The sequence below is a fragment of the Catellatospora sp. NPDC049111 genome, from assembly GCF_040648615.1.
Lineage (GTDB): Bacteria > Actinomycetota > Actinomycetes > Mycobacteriales > Micromonosporaceae > Catellatospora > Catellatospora aurea.
In genome coordinates this window covers 377,469-394,451 of the sequence record NZ_JBEZEB010000005.1, presented here as the reverse complement: position 1 = coordinate 394,451, position 16,983 = coordinate 377,469, and the positions used below count along the sequence as shown (strand labels likewise).

General features: G+C 70.2%; 20 protein-coding genes. 15 read left to right on the top strand and 5 right to left on the bottom strand.

The window, feature by feature from the left end; all coding sequences use genetic code 11:
- Window positions 1–286 precede the first annotated feature (286 nt).
- The 15 genes from AB0B66_RS10740 to AB0B66_RS10670 all read left to right on the top strand — a co-directional run bounded on the left by AB0B66_RS10740 (window position 287) and on the right by AB0B66_RS10670 (window position 12,524).
- Window positions 287–823, top strand: a complete 537-nt coding sequence (locus AB0B66_RS10740; protein WP_360526253.1) for a hypothetical protein — start codon at window positions 287–289, stop codon at window positions 821–823.
- Window positions 817–1,704 (top strand): hypothetical protein, encoded by an 888-nt coding sequence (locus AB0B66_RS10735; protein ID WP_360526250.1) that lies wholly within the window; start codon window positions 817–819, stop codon window positions 1,702–1,704. The genes AB0B66_RS10740 and AB0B66_RS10735 overlap by 7 nt, the downstream gene beginning before the upstream one ends.
- A complete protein-coding gene (locus AB0B66_RS10730) occupies window positions 1,701–2,390 on the top strand; it encodes an SAF domain-containing protein (protein WP_360526247.1) in 690 nt (229 codons plus the stop codon). Before AB0B66_RS10735 ends, AB0B66_RS10730 begins: the two co-directional genes overlap by 4 nt.
- Window positions 2,390–3,214 (top strand): hypothetical protein, encoded by an 825-nt coding sequence (locus AB0B66_RS10725; RefSeq protein ID WP_360526244.1) that lies wholly within the window; start codon window positions 2,390–2,392, stop codon window positions 3,212–3,214. The genes AB0B66_RS10730 and AB0B66_RS10725 overlap by 1 nt, the downstream gene beginning before the upstream one ends.
- On the top strand, window positions 3,190–4,530 hold the full coding sequence (locus AB0B66_RS10720; protein ID WP_360526241.1) for an ATPase, T2SS/T4P/T4SS family: 1,341 nt from the start codon (window positions 3,190–3,192) through the stop codon (window positions 4,528–4,530). Before AB0B66_RS10725 ends, AB0B66_RS10720 begins: the two co-directional genes overlap by 25 nt.
- 2 nt (window positions 4,531–4,532) lie before the next feature.
- On the top strand, window positions 4,533–5,435 hold the full coding sequence (locus AB0B66_RS10715; protein ID WP_360526238.1) for a type II secretion system F family protein: 903 nt from the start codon (window positions 4,533–4,535) through the stop codon (window positions 5,433–5,435).
- Window positions 5,432–6,280 (top strand): type II secretion system F family protein, encoded by an 849-nt coding sequence (locus AB0B66_RS10710; protein WP_360526235.1) that lies wholly within the window; start codon window positions 5,432–5,434, stop codon window positions 6,278–6,280. Before AB0B66_RS10715 ends, AB0B66_RS10710 begins: the two co-directional genes overlap by 4 nt.
- Window positions 6,281–6,289: 9 nt before the next feature.
- Window positions 6,290–6,463 (top strand): hypothetical protein, encoded by a 174-nt coding sequence (locus AB0B66_RS10705; RefSeq protein ID WP_360526232.1) that lies wholly within the window; start codon window positions 6,290–6,292, stop codon window positions 6,461–6,463.
- A complete protein-coding gene (locus AB0B66_RS10700; protein ID WP_360526229.1) occupies window positions 6,463–6,828 on the top strand; it encodes a TadE/TadG family type IV pilus assembly protein in 366 nt (121 codons plus the stop codon). Before AB0B66_RS10705 ends, AB0B66_RS10700 begins: the two co-directional genes overlap by 1 nt.
- A 25-nt stretch (window positions 6,829–6,853) precedes the next feature.
- Window positions 6,854–7,321, top strand: coding sequence for a TadE/TadG family type IV pilus assembly protein (locus AB0B66_RS10695; RefSeq protein ID WP_360526226.1), 468 nt, complete (start codon window positions 6,854–6,856; stop codon window positions 7,319–7,321).
- Window positions 7,318–7,746, top strand: coding sequence for a hypothetical protein (locus AB0B66_RS10690; protein ID WP_360526223.1), 429 nt, complete (start codon window positions 7,318–7,320; stop codon window positions 7,744–7,746). The genes AB0B66_RS10695 and AB0B66_RS10690 overlap by 4 nt, the downstream gene beginning before the upstream one ends.
- A 2-nt stretch (window positions 7,747–7,748) precedes the next feature.
- The gene (locus AB0B66_RS10685; RefSeq protein WP_360526220.1) at window positions 7,749–10,385 is read left to right on the top strand and encodes a hypothetical protein; all 2,637 of its coding nucleotides are present in this window, start codon (window positions 7,749–7,751) and stop codon (window positions 10,383–10,385) included.
- 110 nt (window positions 10,386–10,495) lie between these two features.
- Window positions 10,496–11,683 carry a hypothetical protein gene (locus tag AB0B66_RS10680; RefSeq protein WP_360526217.1) on the top strand — a complete coding sequence of 396 codons (1,188 nt, stop codon included), beginning with the start codon at window positions 10,496–10,498 and terminating at the stop codon, window positions 11,681–11,683.
- Window positions 11,683–11,940 (top strand): hypothetical protein, encoded by a 258-nt coding sequence (locus tag AB0B66_RS10675; protein WP_360526214.1) that lies wholly within the window; start codon window positions 11,683–11,685, stop codon window positions 11,938–11,940. The genes AB0B66_RS10680 and AB0B66_RS10675 overlap by 1 nt, the downstream gene beginning before the upstream one ends.
- Window positions 11,940–12,524 carry a hypothetical protein gene (locus tag AB0B66_RS10670; protein ID WP_360526211.1) on the top strand — a complete coding sequence of 195 codons (585 nt, stop codon included), beginning with the start codon at window positions 11,940–11,942 and terminating at the stop codon, window positions 12,522–12,524. The genes AB0B66_RS10675 and AB0B66_RS10670 overlap by 1 nt, the downstream gene beginning before the upstream one ends.
- A 402-nt stretch (window positions 12,525–12,926) precedes the next feature.
- Here AB0B66_RS10670 and AB0B66_RS10665 read toward each other — a convergent pair whose 3' ends face one another.
- The 5 genes from AB0B66_RS10665 to AB0B66_RS10645 form a co-directional block, all read right to left on the bottom strand.
- Window positions 12,927–13,289: a MucR family transcriptional regulator gene (locus AB0B66_RS10665; RefSeq protein WP_360526329.1), complete on the bottom strand. Its 363-nt coding sequence runs from the start codon at window positions 13,287–13,289 to the stop codon at window positions 12,927–12,929.
- 231 nt (window positions 13,290–13,520) lie between these two features.
- Window positions 13,521–13,841, bottom strand: coding sequence for a hypothetical protein (locus AB0B66_RS10660; RefSeq protein WP_360526208.1), 321 nt, complete (start codon window positions 13,839–13,841; stop codon window positions 13,521–13,523).
- Window positions 13,842–14,011: 170 nt separating this feature from the next.
- Window positions 14,012–15,385, bottom strand: coding sequence for a hypothetical protein (locus AB0B66_RS10655; protein ID WP_360526205.1), 1,374 nt, complete (start codon window positions 15,383–15,385; stop codon window positions 14,012–14,014).
- Between the two features lie 241 nt (window positions 15,386–15,626).
- Window positions 15,627–15,851, bottom strand: a complete 225-nt coding sequence (locus AB0B66_RS10650; protein ID WP_360526202.1) for a hypothetical protein — start codon at window positions 15,849–15,851, stop codon at window positions 15,627–15,629.
- A gap of 556 nt (window positions 15,852–16,407) precedes the next feature.
- The gene (locus AB0B66_RS10645) at window positions 16,408–16,932 is read right to left on the bottom strand and encodes a hypothetical protein (protein ID WP_360526199.1); all 525 of its coding nucleotides are present in this window, start codon (window positions 16,930–16,932) and stop codon (window positions 16,408–16,410) included.
- Between the last annotated feature and the right edge of the window lie 51 nt (window positions 16,933–16,983).

Below are 16,983 nucleotides of genomic sequence, written 5' to 3'. Positions count from 1 at the left end.
GCGCAGATCAACTGGGACAAATGAGCAGAATTGCTCAACTTAGCTGGGACACTGCGCAGGCTTACTGGGAATCCACAACGGCCGAGGTAAGACACTCGCGCGTCCGAACTAAAGTTTGTAAAGCAAAACTCTATTTTGTATTGCGAAACCGTCGTTCATCTGATGATGATGGCAGGGCGCCGCCTGCCGGGTGTTGTACAGGGCCTGCCGTCGAGCGCCTTACTGCTGCGTGCCCGCAGGGCTCCGCGGGCACGCAGCCACAACCGAACACATTGGGGGTGACCGGATGCGACCACGTCGGACCGGCATGTTCGTCGCGGCACTACTTACTGCGAGCGTCGCAGCCTGCACATCGGAACCCGCAACGACCGCACCACCGCCCGGCACGCCGTCGGCGTCGGCGTCGGCGTCGCCGCAGCCGCGCGAGCTGGCCGTGGCCGCCTACATCGGCATGTGGCGCTCCTACGAGAAGGCACTCGCCGCCGGTGACCCGAACACACCCGACCTGCGGACCTTCGCCGACGGCCCGGCGCTGCAGCTGCTGACCAGAGCCGTGCGCTCCAGCAGCGAGGCGGGCCTGCGAGGTACCGGCACCACGGCGCTGTCACCGAAGATCGGCGGCACCTATCCGGTCAGTGCACCGACCCAGGCGACGGTCACCGACTGCATGGACACCTCAGCGACCCGCCTGTACCGGCCCGATGGCCAGCCCTACGCCGACATCCCCGGCGGCCGTCGCCAGATGACCGCCACCGTCGCCCTCGCCGCCGACGGGGTGTGGCGGGTCAACCAGATCAAGCTCGGGGAGGTGGGGTCGTGCTGACCCTCAAGATGCGTACCGCCGCGCTGGGCTTGGCCGCTGCTGTGGCCGCGTCGCTCGCCGGTGCCCAAGCCGCCGGTGCCGACGTCGGCGGCGGTGTGACCTGTGATGTCCAGCCGAGGCCGGACGAGTGCACGGTGGTCGTGATCGTCGTGACCGACGGCGGTGGTAATGGTGGTGGCGGCCGGATGCGGTGCTGGCTCAACGGCGACGAGGTCCCGTGCTACGACCCTGACTTCGGCTGGCTGCACCGGGACGGCTGCCGCTACAAGCGCAAGGCCGAGCAGGATCCGCCGCCAGCCGCCGGCCCACGGCCGGGAGCGTGGTACTCCCGCAACTGCGCGTTCGCCGGCGGCGGCATGGGCAACTCGCAGGTGTGGTTCGCCGACAGCGACGCCCCCGGCGCCGGTCCGCTGAGCGCGACCGCCTTGGCCGCGCTGCGTCCGCCGGCGCCGACGGTGCGGATCAACCCGGGCCCACCGGCGGTGCCGATCGTGCACGTGCCGACGTGGCTGTGGGTCGACGCGGTCACCTGGCAGCCGTCGCGGGCCACCGCGTCAACGGGAGGGGCGTCGATCACCGCGACCGCGACGCCGGTGTCGGTGACGTGGCTGCCCGGCGACGGCAGCCGCCTGGTCTGCGCCGGGCCGGGGCTGGCGTGGTCCGGCGGTGACCCGCTCGGGTCGTCGGCGTGCTCGCACACCTACACCCGTGCCTCGGCCGCGCTGCCCGGCGGCACCTTCCCGCTGCAGGCGACCGTCACCTGGGACGTCACCTGGGCCGGAGCCGGCATGTCCGGCACCGCGGGCACCGTCACGACCACGACGACCGTGCCGCTGGTGGTCGCCGAGGTGCAGGGCCTCAACGTCGGCGGTGCCCGATGAGCGCGCCGACGCCTCCCACCGTCGCGCCGCGGCGGCTTCCGGTCGCGCATCTGCTCGGCGGCCTGCTGCTGATCGCGGTCTGCGTGCTGCTGTCGCTGCAGGTCTACGGGCGCATTGACGACCGCACCCCGGCGCTGGCCGCGGCCCGCGACGTCGCGGCCGGGCAGCAGCTGACCGCAGCCGACCTCCGTCAGGTCATGGTCGGCGCCGACGACGGCCTGCCGCTGGTGCGTGCCGCAGACCTGGACCAGGTGGTCGGGCGTGCGGCGGCGGTGCCGCTGCGCGCCGGTCAGCTACTCGCCCCGTCGCAGCTGGGCCCGAGCGACTGGCCGCCGTCCGGTCAGGCACTGATCGCCGTCGGCGTCGACGAGGGCCACCTGCCCGCCGGAGTCGTCCCCGGTGCGCAGATCAGCATCGTCACCCCAGCGACCGCCCCCGGCATCGCCACCACCGCAACCCCGGGGACCAAACCTCCGAGTCTCGGCACGGCCACACCTTCACCTACGGCACCGCACACCGGCGCAGGTGCCGCAGTAGTGCAGGTCCGCGGCACGGTCATGGCCGTCACCACCTCCGCCGACCAGTCCGGGTCGGTCGTAACCGTCCTCGTCCTGGCCGCCGACGCCCCACTGCTGGGCGTGCCCCGCAGCACCGACGTGGCCATCATCGTGTGGGGAGCCGCCTGATGCTCATCGTGATCGGCAGCCTCAAGAACTCACCCGGAGCCAGCACCCTCGCGCTCGCGCTCGCCGCGACCTGGCCCGGCGACCAGTCCAAACCCGTGCTGCTGGAGGCAGACCCAGCCGGCGGCCAGATCGGCGCCCACTGGAAGTTCTTCGAGATCCCAGGCCTGTGGTCGCTGGCGCAGGATATGAGCCGCGGCAGCGACTGGCGGGCACGCGAGCACGCGATCCGCCTGCCGATCGGCGTCGACGTCGTGGCAGGACAGGCCCGCGACAACGGCCGAGCCGCTCAGGTCGCCGCCGACCGCGCCGGCGCGATCCCGACCGCCGAGGTCGTGATCGCCGACGTCGGACGGATCGAACGCGGCGGCCCGTGCGGCGGATTCCTCGCCGCCGCCGACCACGTCATCGTCGTCGCCCGCCCAGTGGAGGCCGAACTCGCGCTTGTGCAGGGCCACGCGGACGCGGTCAAAGCCGCGACCGGCGCGAAGGTGTGGCTGGCCACCGTCGGCTCAGGGCCGTTCGGCAACGGCGAGATCCTCAGCGCCGTGGGGCTGCCCCACCTGGGCCAGGTGCCCCGCGACCGGCTTGCTGGCCCGCTGCTGCGCGGCGAGCGGTGGTGGAAGCACTGGCGGCTGTTCAGCCTCTTCCGCAAAGCGGCGCCGATCGCCCAGGCACTTGTACAGGCCGGTCCGCTGGTCAAACCCGGCCCATACGACCTGGAGGAGGCGCCAGAACCCGCCGCCAATACCGCTACTGGCGGCGACACCGAATCCAGCCGGAACATTGAGGAGGACGACCCGTGGCACATCCTGCCCGTGAGCTGAGCACCGCCGACGCGACCAGCGTCCCCATGGGCGATGGCGGGCAACTGATGCTGGCGCAGCAGCTGCGCGAGCGCGTGCGTTCCCGGCTGGTCGAACTCGACGGTCTGCCGGCCGAGCAGTGGGCCGCGCAGCTGGGACGGCTGTTGGACGCCGTCATCGACGACCTCGGCGCCGACACCTTCGAACAGGGCCGGGCGTTGGCGCCGGCGTCGGTGATCGCGGCGGCCAAAGCGCAGGCGATCCGGCTGCTGACCCCGGCGGGTGGGCTGCAGCTGCTGCTGGACGACCCGCGGATCAGCAACATCTTCGTCAACAGCGCCGATCAGGTGTGGGTGCGCTACGCCGACGGCACCAAGGCGCAGGTGGCCCCGGTCGCGTCCAGCGACGCCGAGCTGATCGAGATGATCCGGCTGCTGGCCGCAGGCCGCGACGGCACGGGCGAGGAGCGGCGGTTCGACTTCGGCCAGCCGCGGTTGTCTCTGCAGTTACCCGACGGCGCCCGCCTGTTCGCCGTCCAGGCCCTGGCCCGACGGCCGTCGCTGTCGATCCGCCGCCACCAGCTGCTGCGCGTGACCCTCGACGACCTCGTCGCCCGCGGCACGATGACCGTCCCCCTGGCAAGGCTGCTCGCGGCGATCGTGGCTGCGCGCCGCAACGTCGTCATCGCCGGCGGCACCGACACCGGCAAGACGACCATGTTGCGGGCGATGGCCAAAGCGATCCCGTCCCGGGAGCGGATCATCACGATCGAGGACACCTACGAGCTGGCGCTGGACTCCGACCCCGACCACCCCGACTGTGTGGCATTGCAGGCCCGGGAACCGAACTTGGAAGGACAGGGCGCGGTCGACCAGGCGGAACTCGTGCGGTGGGCACTGCGGATGGCCCCGGACCGGGTCATCGTCGGTGAGGCCCGAGGCAGCGAGGTGCTGCCGCTGCTCAACGCCATGTCACAGGGCAACGACGGGAGCCTGGCGACGATTCACGCCTCGAGCTCGGCACAGGCGATCACCCGTCTGATGACGTATGCGGCGCAGGCACCGGAGCGGCTGAGCTTCGAGTCCACGGCGATGCTGACCGCGGGCGCCGTCCACTTCATCGTCCACCTGGCGTTCGCGCCGGACGGTACGCGGGTGGTGTCCAGCGTGCGGGAGGTCCTGCACGCCGACGGCCGTGACGTCTACACCAACGAGGTCTACGCCCCCGGCCCCGACCGGCGCGCGGTCGCGGCGGCGCCGCTGCGGGCCGAGACCGCCACAGACCTGATCGCCGCCGGACTCGACCCGAGGGTCCTGGACACCAGCGGCGGGTGGTGACCATGCGAGCGCTGGCGATGCTGTTCGCGGCCGGGTTCGCTGCCGGGGTCCTGGTCATCCTGACCGCGTTGCGGACACGCCGCACGCAATCGCACGAGGCAACGGTGCGGGGTCGGCAGGTGCTGGCCCGTGCCGGGGTGACCACGACCAGGGCGGTACTGGCCGCTGCGGGTGGCCTGGTGGTGGCGGTGCTGACTGGCTGGCCGGTCGGCGGGCTGCTGGCCGCCGTCGCCGTGTTGACACTGCCTCGCGCGCTGGGACCCGACCGTGGACATGAGCAGCGCCTGGCCCGGATGGAAGCCGTCGCGTCCTGGGCCGAGGACCTCGCCGGGACCATGCGTGCAGCCCGGGGCCTGGACCAGGCCGTCATGCAGACCGCGCAGACCGCCCCGACCGCGCTCGCGCCGCAGCTCGCGGAGCTGGGCGCCCAGCTGCGTCGTGGTCGGCCGCTGGAGCAGGCGCTGCGGACGTTCGGTGACGACCTCGCCGACCCGACCGTGGACCTGGTCACCGCCGTGCTGCTGTACGCGGCCACGCGTCCGGCGCGTGACATCGCCGCCAGCCTCGACGCGGTCGCGGTCACCGCGCGGCGGCAGGCCGCAGCCAGGATGCGGATCGCGGCCGCCCGTGCTCGCAGCCGGTCGGCGGCCCGGATCGTCACCGTCGTCATCGTCGCGGTCGTCGTCGGGACGCAGCTGCTGGCCGGTGACTTCCTCGCCGGGTACGCCACCGTCGGCGGCCAGTTGCGGCTGGCGTTGCTGGGTGCCGGCGCTGGCCTGTGTCTGTGGTGGATGCACCGACTGGCGGCCATCGATGACATGCCTCGCATCCTCACATCGACGAGCCAGCCTGGCGCCATGGCCGTGCCGCAGTGGCAGAACCCGACCTGGGCAGGCCAATCATGATCGAGAAGATCGCATTGGCCGGTGCCGGAATCGGTGCAGGCCTCGCCGTCCTCGGCTGGGGACTGTTCCCGCCCCGCAGATCCCTGGCCGCCGTACTGATCCGCCACCGAGTCAGCGCCCAGCGGCCGAGCGTGCAGGCCCGCCTGGTCCAGACATTGCAGAAGCGTGGGCTGCCGCCGGCTCGGCTGCTGGCCGACCTCGCCGTGTGCGAGACCGACCCTGCCGCCCACGTCGCCCGGCAGCTCACCTACGCCGTCATCGGGCTGGCCGCACCGGCGGCCCTGTTCACCCTGCTCGGTTTGACCGGCGCCGGACCCGGGTGGGTGCTGCCGACGTGGCTGTGCCTGGCCTGCGCCGCCGCCGGATTCTGGCTGCCGAACATGCGGGCGCGGCGCACCGCTGCGGCACGTCGGCTGCTGATGGAACACACCTTGTCCACGCTGTTGGACCTCGTCGCACCGGCGCTGGCCGCCGGAGCCGGTGTGGAGCAGGCGATGCGCGACGCCACGTCGGTGTGCACAGGCTGGGCCGCCGACCGTATCCGCTCCGCTCTGGCCACCGCCCGCGCCGGGCAGCTGCCGCTGTGGCAGCCCGTCGACGACCTCGGCACCCGGCTACAGGTCCCTGCTCTGCGGCAGCTGGCGACAAGCCTGCGCCTGGCGTCGGGTGAAGGCACCCGTATCCGGGCGGCGATCACCGCCCGCGCCGAGACCCTCGCCCAGAAGCTGATCGCCGACACCGAAAGCCGCGCCGCATCGGCCACCGAACGCATGGCCGCACCGCTGATGCTGCTGGCCGGCCTTCTGGCCATCTTCCTGATCACCGCCGCATTCGACACCCTGTAGGAGACCGCGATGAAGTCCATCCGTTCCATCACCGCCCGGCTTCGGCGCCTGGCCGCCAGTGACCGTGGCGCCTTCTCGACCGAGTACGCGATCGCCATCGGGCTGGCCGCAGCACTCGTCCTCATCGTGATGATCGCCTACCGGACCAGGGTCGTGGCGGTCCTCAACACCTGGGGCTTCTGATGCGCCGCCGAGCCGACCGCGGCGCCGCAGCAGTGGAATGGGCGATCGGCGCCCCGATCCTCGTGCTGCTGCTGGCCGCGGTCGGGTACGGCTTCGTCTGGGCCCAGGCCTCCTACGCCGCCCGCGCCGCCGCGCAGACCGCCGTCAACACCGCCCGCGTCGTCGGCGGCGACCCGGGCACGGCACAGGCCGACGCCTGGCAGCAGATGGACGACCTCGGCGGCGCCGCCACCGGCATCCACGTCACCGTCACCAAAGACCCGCAGAACACCACCGCGACGGTGACCGCGACCATTCCCACCCCGCTGGGCGACCTGGCGGTGGCCCACACCGCCTCCGGCCCCACCGAACGCTGGACACCCTGACCGTCGAGCTGAAGGGAGGTGACCCATGCCCAACGCCGAGCAACGACCATGGCGTGCACGACAACCGGCGTCACGACGGCGGCGGCAGCGCGCTGGCGACCGCGGTTCGACGGCAGTCGAACTCGCCCTCGCCGTGCCGATCCTGCTTGCCGGAGTGGTGCTGATCCTGGTGTGCCTGCGCGCGGGCGCCGCCCACATCGACGTCACCTCCGCCGCGTCGGCCGCCGCCCGTGCCGCCGCCGCCCAACGCACCCCGGCGCTGGCTGACGCCGCCGCCCGCGACAGCGCCACGACCGCCCTGTCCGGGCTGTGCCAGACCGTCACCGTAGCTGTCGACACCAGCCGCTTCGTTCGAGGCGGCGCGGTCACCGTGACCGTGACCTGCACCGCCGACCTGCACCACCTGACAGGCATCGGCCTACCCGGCCAGATCACCACCGCACAGACCGCGACCAGTCCCATCGACCTCTGGCGACAGGAGCCCACCCCATGACCCACCGCCTCAGCCGCCGCGACCGCGGCGCGGTATCGGCATGGACCGCCGCCATGAGCGTCCTGGCCGTCGCCCTCGCCCTCACCGTCGTCGCGCTCGCGCAGGTCCAAGCCGCCCGCAGCCGCGCGGCCAACCTCGCCGCCGAAGCCGCCCGCGCCGGAGTCCAGCACATCGACCTCACCGTCTATCGCAACACCGGCGACCTCGTCCTGCAACCCGGACCGGCCGGCGCCGCAGCCCAGGCCCACCTCACAGCCGCCGGCGCCACCGGGACAGCGACCGTCACCGCCAACCGGATCACCGTCACCGCGACCAGCCGGCAGCCCGTGCCGCTGCTGGCGATCTTCGGCATCGGCGGCGAGGTCACCGTCACCGCGACCGCCGCTGCCCAACCGTTCACCGCCGACCCGATAGGAGGCCCCTGACCATGCCCGCCGTCCCACGCCTGGCAGTCCGCGCGGCCAGCCTCCTGGCCCTGCTCGCACTGCTGATCGGCGTGCCCTGGCTGCTAGCCGCCACCGCCGGGTGGCCCCTGCCCGATCATGTGCCGACCGGGCCCGAGGTCGGGCAGTGGCTGACCAGCCCGCTACCCGACACCGTCTACGCCGACGCGGCCGCGATCACCGGATGGATCATCTGGGTGCAGTTCACCGCCCACGTCATCGGCGCGCTGCACCGCCGAGACCGCAACCCGAGAACCGGGCCGACTGCTGCCAGTCGAGGTCCGCTGCGTGCCCTGGCCGCGTTGCTCATCGCCGGTGTGCTGGCCACCCCGGCGCAGGCCCTGGCCGCACCCACCGGTACGGCACCGCCGGCCATGGCCGCTACCCAGATCCTGACGACGGCGCCGACGACCGCCCCGTCGCCGGCCGCGCTGCCGACGGCACCCGCGCCGACGCCGGGCACAATCGCGGCGAGCGGGAAGAACACCGAGATCCGCTTCGTGGTGCGCGGACACCGGTACCACGTCATCGTCCGGCCCACCGACACCATGTCCAAGATCGCTAAGCAGTGGCTCGGCGACTCCGGCCGGTGGCCCGAGATCTGCAAACTCAACCTCCACCGCCACTACGCCAAAGTCGGCGGCACCCTTCGTGACTGCGATCTCATCTACCCCAAGTGGGACCTGCGGCTGCCCGACGACGCCAAGCCCCCGGCCGCCGCCACTCCAGCAAGGTCAACGCACGCACCCACTACAGCCGCGCAACCCAGCCCGGCGACCGAACCGACCCGTCCGCTGCCTGCCCTACCTGCTCCCGCGCCGCAGCCGACACCGAGCCTGGCCTCAGTCGACACCTCGCAGCAACAGCATGACGGGTCGACACCGACCGCGAGCCGAGGCAGTGACGGTGTCCAGCTGCCCGGCGGCTGGACACCCGTCGGACTCGCCGCAGCGCTCGCCGCTGCTGCCGCCCTGGTGTGGCGGCGCCGCCGGGCGCACTACATCCCGCAGACCGTCACCGTCGAACTGAGCGCCGCCCCCGACCTGCCTGCACTACCGGCGTTCGTCGGCTGGATCCGGCACGCCCTTCGCCGCCGTACCGCCACCCGCACAACACCCGCTGGCGGCGCTGTGACCAGCGGCCCGACCGGCGCCGAGCTCGCCGGTGCCGGAGATTTGCCGCTGACCGCCGGTCTGGGACTGGTGGGGCCAGGTGCGCTGGACGCAGCCCGCGGCATGCTCGTGGCCACCCTGTCTTCCGGCCACCGCGAGGACCCCGACGCCCAGGGGCGCGCGGTCATGCCCACCGACACCCTGCAGATGCTGCTCGGCGGCGCCGCCGGGGTAATGACGCCGATCCGGCGGCTGCACGTCACCGACACCATCGGCGAGGCCGTCGCACATCTCGAGGAAGAGATCATCCGCCGGTCGCGGATCATCGCCGACGCCCAGACCACCGAAGCAGCCGACCTGCACAATCCCGGCGCCTACGCCGAGCCGCTGCCGCAGCTGCTGCTGATCGCGGGCACCCCCGATCCGCGCTGGCACACCCGGCTGGCCACCGCCGTCGCGCTGGGGGAGTCCGTGGGCATCGGCACCGTCATCATCGGCGAATGGCCCCGCGGCACGACCCTGGAGGTCGCCGCCGACGGCACCACCGACGCCCCCGGCCGCCGCCTGGCGGTGCTGGACACCAGCACCGCAACCCAAGCCCTCGCCGTCCTGCGCGAAGCCCACGGCGACACGGCCGTACCGGCACCGGACCCGTCGGCATCGGCGCACCTGGCGGTCCCGGCCGCACCGAGGCCGGCCGTCCGGCCGCCGCGTGCCGAACGCGCACAGCAGTCACCGGTGCGCATCAAGGTCCTCGGCGTGCCGGCCGTCCTGGACCAAGCCGGCCGGCCCGCGCCACGACTGCGGACCGCCGCCCGGGAGCTGATGGTCTACCTCGTCATGCACCGCGACGGCGCCGCGATCGAAGACATCATGGAGGCGATCTACCCCGACGCCACCGTCAGCCGCGCCGGCGAGCGGCTTTCCACCGACGTGGCGAACCTCCGCAAGGTCATCCGTACCGTCGCCGGCCCGTCGGGCGACGGGAGCCGGATCGAGCCGGTCATCAACTCCGGCGGCCATTACCGGCTCAACGCCGACCTGGTCGACGCCGACTGGTGGACCATAACCGACGAATACGCCCAGGTCGCCGCCGCACCCGATGACCAGCACCGCCTCAAGCACCTGCACGCCGCCCTCGCTGAGATCGCCGGACCACTCGCCCATGGGTGCCTGTATGAGTGGAGCACCGTCGACGAGGAACGCGTACGCCGGGCCGTGCTGAACATCTACGCCCAGACCGCGGCCATGTACGCCGAATCCGACCCGCACCAGGCTCGCGCGCTGCTCAACGCGGCGTGCACCGTCGACCCGCTGTCGGAGGAGCTGGCCTGCCGGGCCATGCGTGCCGCAGCCGCTCACGGCGACGCCGACGCCGTCGGCCACCGCCTGGCCGTCCTGACCCGCGACCTGCACCAGGCAGGCCTCGAACTGTCCGACGCCACGGCACGCCTGGCTCAGCAGTTGCTGACCGACCTGACCACCGACCCTGGCAAAGACCGCCCCTGACCACAACAGGTGGACCGCAGCACCACGCCGTCCACCACCTGCCGGCGCCCCGACCACACGGTCCGCGCGCCGGCTCAGCGGCGACAACTGAACACGCAAGGGAGAACCGCATGGGCAGAATCAGGACCATCAAACCGGAGTTCTGGACGAGCGAAACCCTCGCGAGAGTCCCGATCCGGGCTCGATTGACCTTCGCCGGGGTGTGGACCTATGTCGACGACAACGGCGTCGGCCGCGACAACCACTGCCTCATCACCAGTGAGGTCTACCCCCTGGAACCCGACCCCCGCGAAGCCCGCGACAGCACTCGCGACGACCTCGCGAGCCTTGCCGCACAGGGCCTGATCGTCCGCTACATCGTCGGTGGCAGGCGCTACCTCAAGGTCACCAACTGGGAGGAACACCAGCGCATCGATCGTCCCAGCAAACCCCGCTATCCCCAACCTGACGTTGCCGAGGCTGAGGTACTTGATCCTGGACGGGCCAGAGCGCTCGACATGGAGGCATGGCCGACAGCGGAGCCTGCTTCTGATCCTCGCGACAGGTACGCGAGGCGTGTCGCACGCCGGCGCACGATCCGTTTCGTCATTTACGGCCGCCGGTACGTCATGCGCACCGCCCGTCGACCACAGCACCGCGACGACAGCACCCATCCCACCGGACGTCCCGCACGCCAAAGCATCCGCATCGACCCGTGCACAGGCGTGTGGCCAGCACAGACAGCCACCACGCAGCTGGCTGTACACGGAGCCACGCGGCTACCTCGCGAAGGTGACGCGAGACCCCAGCGTCCGGAACAGGGAGCAGGGAACAGGGAACAGGGAGCAAGGAACAGGGATCAGGGAGCAGGGGACACACACTTGGTCATCGCCGCGCTGCCGCTGCCCGGCACCGCCGTCGAACCCGCGGTCGAACACACCGCAGCGGTGACACACCGCCGTCCCCGTCGGCTCGAGGCTGAGGTCGCCGCAGCCTTCGACCGGTTCTGGGCCGCATACCCCAAGCGTGTCGCCAAGCAGGACGCCCGCAAAGCCTGGAACCAGATCGCCAACGATCCCGACGTCGACCTCGACGAGATCATCGCCGGAGCCGGCCGCTACCGCGACGACGGCCAACGCCGCCGCGGCGGCTCCCGATATACCGCCCACCCCGGCACCTGGCTACGACAAGGCCGCTGGCTCGACGAACTGACCAGCCACACCCCCGAGCCGCAGCTGTCGACCGCCGACCTGCGTGTCCGTGACGGGCTGGCCGTCGCTGCGAAGTTCGAGGCCATGGAAGAACGAGGAGAGATCTGATGAACCACGCTGAAATGGGCCAGGTCCTGGCCAAATGCGCCCTGTTCGACAACCGCGCCGTCACCGACAACGAGGTCGTCGCCTGGCACGAGGCCGTCGGCCACCTCAACTTCGACGACGCCATGCAGGCAGTTACCCGCTACTACGCCCACAGCAAGGACCGGATGTGGCCGGTCGACCTCACCGAATCGGTCACCGCTCTCCGGTCGCGGCGAGCCGCCGCGATAGCACGCCCGCCCGCCGCGGAGGGTGTGTAATGAAACTCAGCGAGATGGGCAAGGTTCTGGCCAAGTGTGCCGCATTCGACGCGCGGACCATCGGCGAGTCCGACGTCATGGCCTGGTTCGAGGCTGTTGGGCACCTGGACTACCACTTCGCCATGGAGGCAGTGTCGCGTTACTACGCCGCCAGCCGCCAGCGGATGTGGCCGGTCGATCTCGTCGAAGCCGTCCGGATGGTCCGCGCCGAGCATGAACGCCAGCTGCGGATGTCTGGGCGTGCCCCGCAGCGGATAGAGCCCAGCGACATACGCGATGCCCGACTGCGGGCGGGGGTCCGCCGGGTCATGCAGGCGGCGAGCCTGCCACGGCAGATCGAAGCCAGTGACGTTCATCAGCGAGCACTGGAACGCGCACGCGCCGAACGCGGGCAAGGCGGGAGACCGGACCGCCGTCGGACCCGCACCGGTCGGCCACTCGACCTGGAAGCTGTCACTGTTCCGCCTGCGTGGGCGAAGGAAGAGATCCGCGAACTGCTATCGGATGCCGCTCTCCATGAACGGGGTCGTCCATGCGGCCGAGAAGGATGCGACAACCCGCGTTGCATCTCAGGTGGAGTCTGATGACATGCGGCCCTGAGATAGCAACGAGCAGCTGAGGAGCACGCCAACACATTCGACGTGCCGCCGCGATCGTGGCGTCCCGTGCGTGTATGGCTACTATCAGTGACCGTGTGGGGTAACAAAAAATTGTATAACCTGCGCCATGCGCCACACTGAAAGTGGCCGCGGATGCCGCGGCCACACGGACGAGCAAAGCTTTAAGTGCCACGGGCCGGCAGATGACGTCTCGCGCCGTCAACGGCTCGGTGATCATCACCGCCGCCGTCTGAGTCGCTGTGAAACGGTTGGCGTCGGCAAGCCAGTGGCTCGGCTGATCTCGGCCTGCCGTACCCCATCGTCGACGAGGCGCTGTGCGACGCGGGCCCATGCGTCGATGTCTACGGCGAGGTGCAGAGCATGCAGCTATGTGTCTGTCAGTGCCCGCCCCCGCCTGGCAACGGCACCAGTGTGTGCACGTCTATCCACCAGCTGGGCGCGGTGCTGTCCGTCCGCCGTCATCGCGGCACGGGCTCGTGCCGGGTCGCGGTGGCGCTCCAGGGCCGCCCTCCCGCTGCTGCCAGGCTGCGCCTGCGGCATCTCCGATAGCCGCTGACGCGTCGCGGCAGCGGCCAGAGACTGTCCAGTGGACAGACCATGACGGCGGCGGTAGTCGTCGGCGCTGAGGCCGTGGACATGCCAGGCATGGGTGCCCAGCGCGCGCTTCCACTGTCCGCACTCGTGGCACAACAGGTGCTGGCCGTCGGGGCTCTGCTCGAGTTGCGCCAGCTACCGTGGCCGTCGGGGTCGCCGTCGGCTCTGGGAAATGGTTTTGCGGCCGGGTGTTTGCCAGCTGGCTTGCCTGTGCCCGACCTCGGATCGGCACCCGCCACTCGGCGAGCTGTGTCTTCATCGCGGTCCTGGAAACCTGGTATCGGCTGGCGAGTAGTTTGATGCTGGCGCCAGCCTGGTAGGCGTCGATGATCTCCTGCTGCGTGCGGTGTAAGCGATGATGATCTGTCACCGTGGCTCCCAGGCAACCTCGATCTGCGCGCCGGTGGCGCGGACGCTTCTGAAGAAGTCGTCCAGCCATGCCTGGGCGCCCACCTGTGGATCTTCATTTTCAGGGTGCTCAAACAGGGCCCTTATGAAGGGCCCGAGGTAGATCGTGTGGTTCTTGGCTTCCCACCGCCAGGCTGCGGCGGTCTCCGCTGTTTCGGGTAGGCGGTCCAGCAGCGACTGAACTTCGGTGTGGGCCTGGTCGCGCGGCATCGATCCCTGGCCAATCATGGACGTCGCGGCGGGTGGGGTGATCTCCGCCTGCATGAAGTGCCAGGCCATAGGATTCTCCTCGGGTGACGGACGTCAGACGTGATCGTCGCCGGATAACGGCACTACCTACATGTTGCCGGGCGGATCTCCCTTCTGGTCGGCGGGGATGCGGCCGCCTGGGAACGCCTACCGACGTTCGTGCGGTGCGGAGCCTCTTGCGAGGCCCCGCACCTGAACTGTTAGCGGTCTCGGGCGTCGACCTGAGACCTGGGCTCAGCGCCTGGCTGCTGTGCAGAGGCGAGGACACGTTCCACTGCGCCGGCAGCTTTCGCAACGATGGCAGAGAGAAGACCCGTCGCGAACTCGACGGGTTCGTCGGCGTCGAGGGCGGAGATCACATCCCGGATGGTGATGGGCGCGGACGCGGCTCGTGCGTCGCCGTTGTCGAGATGGACCACGACAATCGCGTCGCTGTCGTCGTCGGGAAGTGAAAGCGGGTAGACGCGTACGGCATAGGCGCCGGAGATGCGCAACACGGTGTCGGCTGCGTCGCTGACGAAGGCGTTGAGGTCGGTGGCGTCTAGGCGGTGCCGGTACTGCGGTGCCAGAAGTGTTCGCCAGTCGCGGACGTGGTCAGCGGTGAGCGTGAATAGGTCGGCCATGTTGCCGAGTTCGATCGAGAACCGCTGGCGAACTGTGTGTTCGTCCCCATGGTCGGCCGGCGGAGGGTTGGCGAGGTCGCCTTCTTCGCCAGCGGCCATCGCGCGCAGGCGCCGAACGGCGTCGGTGCTGGTGGCCGGGGACAGGGCTTCCAGGGCCCGAATGGCGTCGGCCACCCAACGATCAGGTTCGTCGCCGAGGTCGACATGGCACACGACGCCGGAGGCGGTGAGGTCCCGTCCCTGGGTGAACGGGTGCCCGTCGACGTAGGTGATGACCAGGTCGTGGTGGTACGGCTCTCGGACGAACGTGACCGTCTCAATGCGTCGTCGTGGGAGTAGCCCACCACGGTCGGCCAGCGAAGATACGGCGTCATCCCAGGTCAGGTCGTATTCGCCATCACGAACGACGACATTGTGACGTCGGTTCGGTGACTCGGCGGGCCAGTGCAGAATGCGAAGTGTGGCGTATCGGGCGGTTCCGTACTCCGATCCTCGGTCGGCGATGACGACGAACTCGGCGGGGGCGGTGTCTAGGGTGGCGCGCACGGCCGCGAGCACAGGCCAGGTTTCGCCGTCTGAGGTGACCGAACGGGGAAGGTGATCCAGGACCGGCGTGTCCTTCGTCGGTGGTACGTGGTCGGCCGGTCTGGCGGGCGTGTCGTGTGTTGCTGCGGTTGAGGGGAACTGGTCGACGTAGTGATGCCATGGTGCGCTGGTGAGGGCCTCATCGAAGTCGAGGCCTTCTCGGGCGGCCCAGCACATCATCGCGCAGAGCAGGTCGGACAGGTACTGCGAGGCTTCGTCGGCGGTCAGCCTGCTTGCCATCGGATCGGGGTGGGGCAGCGTGTCCACGCGAGACAGCTTGATGGCGGTGGTGCGGGTGGCGTTGATGTAGCGTTCGAGCGCCATGGCGCCGCATTCGGCGAAGAAGTCGCCGTCGAGGTCGTCCATTGTTGTTCCTGTTCGGTGCCTGGGCGTGGTCTGCGGCCAGGCACGGAGTCGTCCCGCGAAGTACGGGTGTGGGATCGTGGGGCTGGCCGAGTCGCAGCATGATCGCCGGATTACGGCGCCAGGCTCTGATGTCGGCAATGCCGACGGCGGCGTTGGCGGGCACCGGTTGCCGATGTGAGCGCCCGGTCCGGGGGCGAGCAGGCCGCCGTGTCCTCGGGTGTGGCGTGGCTGGGCGAGCGGATCAGTTGTCGGGTGTCTGCGGGCAACTGCGTCGGCTGAGCGGCAGTGAGCGCAGGTCGTCGTCGGTGGGCGTGGCGTCGAAGCATCCGTCGGCGGTCAGGTCCTGGCCGTCAGCGTCGTGCACCTCGTAGGACAGGCCGCCGTCCTGCCAGACGAGTCTGGTGATCTCGTAGGTGGCGCCATCGACAATGCGTGGGCCGAGGTCGGTCCGGTTTGTGATCTTCAAGGTCGGTTCCTTGCTTGTCGAAGGCAGGGCGTGACCGGCGCCGACTGCTGGCGCTGTGTTGTCGCACGTCGACCCGCGCCCTGCCCACGTGGCTGAAGCTCCGTTCGGGTCGCTTTGCGCCCGGGTCAGCTGGGCGGCAGAGACATGATGGCGGCGGGCAGCTGCGCGGCGACGAGGTCCAGTTCTCTCAGGCCAACGATGAGCGACCGGTGTTCCGAGCCTTGGTCGGGGTGGTCGTCGCTGACACGCAGGAGCGTGAAACCTAGGGGAAGGTCACGTGCGTAGGGCGGTCCACTGTCGATGTCGCCGGTTTCGTATACCCAGCGCCATGAGTGTGGGTGCCGGAGCCGGGCTGGGTTCGTTTCGGCCCCGCCCCGGTGTCGGCTGGCGTCGTAGCGGACGGGCAGGTAGATCTGTCCGGGAAGGGTAATGGTGCCGCCTGCGCGAACTTCTACGGACCGGAGGGCGCCGGTCTGCCGATACCGTCCGCTGTCTGACGGTTCTGGGGTGCTGGGGGCGGTGTTGGTGTTGGGGTCGGTCCAGGTGTCGTCGCTCCTCAGCTGCCGACGCCGGGTGCGACAAGGACGAGGTCTTGGCCGGCGGGAATGCGTCGATCGCATTCAACGAGCAGGTCGTCGATGTTGAGTACTGTCCAGTGGAATTTGAGCCTGGCGGCTGTCTCGACGGTGATTTCTTCGCCGGCGGCGAAGGGTAGGCCAGCGTCGGCGATACCGAAGGACGTCTTGCCTAGGCAGATGTACTGGCTGGCGTCGCGGGCCTCGAACTGGAACTCTTGCAGCAGGTCGCTGACGTCATCGTCGCCCTGGCCTGCTGTCGTGCGTAGCAGAATCTCGCCGTCGGCATTGCGAATGGTGGAGATGAGGTAGTCGTCGTCGTAGCGAGGACTGTCGCTGGGAACGACTTCCATGATCACCCATGCGGCGGTGGGGTGGACGGCACGTAGTTCCAGGGATACGACAGCTAGCGCCGCCAGTGAGTACAGCTCGTCGGCGTGGGTGGACAGGGTTGCAAGGCAACGTGAGCGGTCCCGCATGGTTTGCAGGGTGTGGCTGATGCGCATCGGGGATCGGCCTCCGTGCGTGATCGGGCGGAAGGCAGTTGCGTCGCGCCG

Excerpts from the sequence above, each read along its gene's own strand:
- AB0B66_RS10740 (WP_360526253.1), top strand. The coding sequence starts at position 287 with ATGCGACCACGTCGGACCGGCATGTTCGTCGCGGCACTACTTACTGCG.
- AB0B66_RS10730 (WP_360526247.1), top strand. The coding sequence starts at position 1,701 with ATGAGCGCGCCGACGCCTCCCACCGTCGCGCCGCGGCGGCTTCCGGTC.
- AB0B66_RS10725 (WP_360526244.1), top strand. The coding sequence starts at position 2,390 with ATGCTCATCGTGATCGGCAGCCTCAAGAACTCACCCGGAGCCAGCACC.
- AB0B66_RS10715 (WP_360526238.1), top strand. The coding sequence starts at position 4,533 with ATGCGAGCGCTGGCGATGCTGTTCGCGGCCGGGTTCGCTGCCGGGGTC.
- AB0B66_RS10710 (WP_360526235.1), top strand. The coding sequence starts at position 5,432 with ATGATCGAGAAGATCGCATTGGCCGGTGCCGGAATCGGTGCAGGCCTC.
- AB0B66_RS10705 (WP_360526232.1), top strand. The coding sequence starts at position 6,290 with ATGAAGTCCATCCGTTCCATCACCGCCCGGCTTCGGCGCCTGGCCGCC.
- AB0B66_RS10700 (WP_360526229.1), top strand. The coding sequence starts at position 6,463 with ATGCGCCGCCGAGCCGACCGCGGCGCCGCAGCAGTGGAATGGGCGATC.
- AB0B66_RS10695 (WP_360526226.1), top strand. The coding sequence starts at position 6,854 with ATGCCCAACGCCGAGCAACGACCATGGCGTGCACGACAACCGGCGTCA.
- AB0B66_RS10690 (WP_360526223.1), top strand. The coding sequence starts at position 7,318 with ATGACCCACCGCCTCAGCCGCCGCGACCGCGGCGCGGTATCGGCATGG.
- AB0B66_RS10685 (WP_360526220.1), top strand. The coding sequence starts at position 7,749 with ATGCCCGCCGTCCCACGCCTGGCAGTCCGCGCGGCCAGCCTCCTGGCC.
- AB0B66_RS10680 (WP_360526217.1), top strand. The coding sequence starts at position 10,496 with ATGGGCAGAATCAGGACCATCAAACCGGAGTTCTGGACGAGCGAAACC.
- AB0B66_RS10675 (WP_360526214.1), top strand. The coding sequence starts at position 11,683 with ATGAACCACGCTGAAATGGGCCAGGTCCTGGCCAAATGCGCCCTGTTC.
- AB0B66_RS10670 (WP_360526211.1), top strand. The coding sequence starts at position 11,940 with ATGAAACTCAGCGAGATGGGCAAGGTTCTGGCCAAGTGTGCCGCATTC.
- AB0B66_RS10660 (WP_360526208.1), bottom strand. The coding sequence starts at position 13,841 with ATGGCCTGGCACTTCATGCAGGCGGAGATCACCCCACCCGCCGCGACG.
- AB0B66_RS10655 (WP_360526205.1), bottom strand. The coding sequence starts at position 15,385 with ATGGACGACCTCGACGGCGACTTCTTCGCCGAATGCGGCGCCATGGCG.
- AB0B66_RS10645 (WP_360526199.1), bottom strand. The coding sequence starts at position 16,932 with ATGCGCATCAGCCACACCCTGCAAACCATGCGGGACCGCTCACGTTGC.